The organism is Caulobacter sp. FG7 (assembly GCF_057808875.1).
In genome coordinates this window covers 1-3,901 of the sequence record NZ_JBMDIW010000062.1, presented here as the reverse complement: position 1 = coordinate 3,901, position 3,901 = coordinate 1, and the positions used below count along the sequence as shown (strand labels likewise).

At 72.5% G+C, this 3,901-nt stretch carries 2 protein-coding genes; both read right to left on the bottom strand.

Going from position 1 to position 3,901, the window contains the following annotated elements; translation table 11 throughout:
• The coding region (gene nagE, locus ACODR1_RS24700; RefSeq protein WP_488882805.1) for an N-acetylglucosamine-specific PTS transporter subunit IIBC at positions 1-1,463 on the bottom strand (1,463 nt) is incomplete at its 3' end.
• A 5-nt stretch (positions 1,464-1,468) separates the two neighbouring features.
• A partial coding sequence (gene ptsP / locus ACODR1_RS24695; RefSeq protein ID WP_488882804.1) for a phosphoenolpyruvate--protein phosphotransferase occupies positions 1,469-3,901 on the bottom strand: 2,433 nt, incomplete at its 5' end.

Sequence of the window (3,901 nt, the reverse complement as noted above, 5' to 3'; positions counted from 1 at the left end):
GGCGCTGCGCCCCCTGCCCCGACGGCGGCGCGGATCTCGCCGGCGACGGTGTCGGCGATGGGACCCAGCACCACCTGCAGGGCCTTGTCGGACGGCCGCACGATCCCGCGCGCGCCCAGCGCCTTGAGGCGCGGCTCGTCGATCGCCTTCTGGTCGGCGACGATCAGGCGAAGCCTCGTGGTGCAGGCGTCGATGCTGACGAGGTTGGCGGCCCCGCCCAGGGCCGCGGCGAAGTCGGCCCCGCGGCCGCCGACGCTGGGGGCCGGAGCGGCGGCCAGGGCGGCGGCCTCCTCGGCCGGCTCGCGGCCGGGGGTCTTGAGGTCGAACTTGACGATGAAGAACCGGAACAGCCCGTAGTAGAGGCCGAAATAGACCGCCCCCAGCGGCAGCAGCCACAGCGGCCGGGTGGCCTTGCCGAAGTTCAGCACATAGTCGAACAGCCCCGCCGAGAACGTGAAGCCCAGCTTGATGTCGAGCAGGTTCATCAGGGCCATGGACAGGCCCGTCAGCACCGCGTGCACGGCGTAGAGCAGCGGGGCCAGGAACATGAACGAGAACTCGATCGGCTCGGTCACCCCGGTCAGGAACGAGGTCAGGGCCAGCGAGGCCAGCATGCCGCCGACGGCCTTCTTCCGCTCGGGACGGGCGGTGTGGAACATGGCCAGGCACGCGGCCGGCAGGCCGAACATCATCACCGGGAAGAAGCCGCTCATGAACGCCCCGGCGCTGGGGTCGTCGGCGAAGAAGCGGCGAAGATCGCCGGTGGCCCCGTGATAGTCGCCGATCACGAACCAGGCGATGTTGTTGAGGATGTGGTGCAGGCCGGTGACGATCAGCAGCCGGTTGAGCAGGCCGTAGACGAACAGGCCCACCTCGCCCGAGCCGACGACGCCGCGGCTGGCCGCGTCCACCCCGCCGTTGATGCCGTCGTAGCCAAAGCCCACCAGGAGGGCCAAAACCAGCCCCGCCACGCCCGAGATGATCGGTACGAAGCGGCGGCCGCTGAAGAAGGCCAGGTACTCAGGCAGCTTGAAGCCCGAGAAGCGGTTGTAGAACAAGCCCCCGATCACCCCCGACAGGATGCCGATCGGCACGGAAAGCTTGGACAGGGCTTTTGCCTTGTAGGCCGGCCCGGCGAGGTCGACAGCCTCCTTGGGCAGGCCCGCGACGATCTCGGGCGGCACGTGCAGCAGGGCCTTGGCCCCCTCGGTGGCGATCAGGAAGCAGACCACGCCGGCAAGACCGGCCGCGCCGTTGTTTTCCTTGGCCAGGCCCACGGCCACGCCGATGGCGAACAGCAGGCCCAGGTTGGCGAAGATCGCCTCGCCGGCCGCGGCGATGAAGGGGATGTCGAGAAGATCCGGCTGGCCAAAGCGCAGCAGGAGGCCCGCCACCGGCAGCACCGCGATCGGCAGCATCAGGGCCCGGCCCAGCGGCTGGAGGATTTCGAGCGGAGACTTCATCGGCTTCAGGCCCCCAGGCTCTGAGAGAAGGACTTGGCAAGGTCGCGGACCGCCTCGGGCGAGGTTTGGTCCAGGGCCTGGGCGGCAAGGTCGCGGCAGGCGGGCAGCGACAGCCGTCGCACCAGGGCTTTCACTTCCGGCACGATGGCCGCGGTGGCCGAAAGCTCGCTTACCCCCAGGCCCAGCAGCACCGGCACGGCGGAAAGATCCGAGGCCAGCCCGCCGCAGACGCCCACCCAGCGGCCGTGTTTCGCCGCCCCCTTGCAGGTCTGGTCGATCATCCGCAGCACCGCCGGGTGCAAAGCATCGATGCGGGCGGCCAGCTCCGGATTGCCCCGGTCCATGGCCAGCACGTACTGGGTGAGATCGTTGGTGCCGACGGAGAGAAAGTCGGCCTCGGCGGCGATCAGGTCGGCGGTCACCGCGGCGGCCGGGGTCTCGATCATCACGCCCAGCTCGACGGCTTGCGTGATCCCCAGTTCGCGCTTGGCCTCCTCCAGCACCGCGCGCACGGCGCGAAGCTCCGAAAGACTGCCCACCATCGGAACCATGATCCGGCACTGGCCCAGCGGGGCCACCCGCAGGATGGCGCGGATCTGGGTCTTCAGGAGGTGGGGGCGCCACAGGCTGACCCGCACGCCGCGCAGGCCAAGCGCCGGGTTCTCCTCGGCCGGGATCGGCAGGTAGGGGGCGGCCTTGTCGCCGCCGACGTCGAGTGTGCGCACGATCAGCGGCCGGCCCTCGAGGGCCGTGGCCACGGCCTGGTACTGGCGGGCCTGCTCGTCCTCGTCGGGCGGGGTGTCGCGATCGAGGAACAGGAACTCGGTGCGCAGCAGGCCCGAGCCCTCGGCCCCGTTGGCGACGGCGGCCAGGGCGTCCTTCTCCGAGCCGACGTTTGCGAACACCTCGATGCGCGTCCCGCAGGCCGTACGGCTCTGCTGGTGGGCGGCGGCCTTGGCGGCGGCGCGGGCCTCGTGGCGGGCGGCGATGGCGCTCTGGGCGGCGGCCAGGGCGTCGGCGTCGGGGGCGACGCGCAGCTTGCCAGCCTCGGCGTCGAGGATCAGGGCCGCACCATCGGCGATCTCCAGCGCGCCGGCCCCCACCGCCACCAGGGCCGGCAGGCCCATGGCCGCGGCCAGGATGGCCACGTGCGAGGTGGGCCCGCCGCGGGCGGTGGCGAAGCCGGCCACCTGGCCGGGGTCCACGCCCATCAGCTGCGAGGGCAAGAGCTCGTCGGCCAGCAGGATGGCCCCGGCCGGCAGCACGCGGGCGGCCTCCTCCTCGCCGGTCAGGGCGCGCAGCACCTGGCGCTCCAGGTCGATCAGATCATCGACGCGCTCGGCCAGGCGCCGGTCGCCCAGCCCGCGCAGGGCCTCGACATAGCCGCCGACGGCCCGCCGCCAGGCGAAGCCCGCGCTCTTGCCCTCGCCGATCAGCCGGCGCGCGGCCGCCGTCAGTTCGGGGTCTTCGAGGAAGGCCAGGTGCGCGCCGAGGATGGCCTTGCGGGCGCCGTCCCCGCCAGCGGCCGAGGCCTCGATGCGGGCCTGGACCACGCAGATGGCGTCCTCCAGGGCCGAAAGCTCGGCGCTGGCGCCAGAGCCGGCTTCGGCGACGGTGATGTCCTCGACCACCAGCCGCACCGCCTGGCCGATGGCCAGGCCCGGCGCGGCCAGCACCCCGCGCAGCACGCCCGCCTCGGCCGGTTCGGCCGGCTCGGCGGCGGCGCTCGCGGCCACGACAGCCGTCGGCGCTTCGACGACGGCGGCGACCTCGTGGACGCCCTCGCCCATGCCGCTCTCGATCAGCGCGGCGATCGCGGCGACGGCGCCTTGCGCGTCGGGGCCGCTGGCGACGATGGAAACATGGTCGCCCAGCCGGATGGCCAGCGACATCAGTCCCACCGGGCTCCTGGCGCTGGCCCGGCGATTGACGGCGACCAGCGCCACCTCGGCGGAAAAGCCGCGCGCCGTCTCGGCGATGCGGGCGGCCGGACGGGCGTGGATCCCGTGCGCCAGCGGCACGACCACCTCGCGCACCACCTCGCCGCCCTCGCCCGCCGCCTCGACGGCCACGCCGCCGACCGCCGCCAGTTCCATCAGGAAGCCGCCGACCCCGGTCTCCAGGTCCTGGGCCCGGCGCACGATCGCGAAGGCCTCGGGATTGGTGACCACGATCGGGGTGATCAGGCTTTTCGCCTTGCGGGCCAGGAAATCGAGGTCGAAGCCGATCAGCCGATCACCCGCCTTCACCGCCTGGCCCTCGGCCACGTGGACGGTGAACCCCTCGCCGTCCAGCGCCACCGTCTCCAGCCCCACATGCATCAGGATCTCGGCCCCGTTCGTCGCCCGCAGCGTCACCGCGTGCCGCGCGCGGTGGACGGTGATCACTCGGCCGTCGCAAGGCGCGTGCAGCACCGACCCCGTCGGATCGATCGCCAG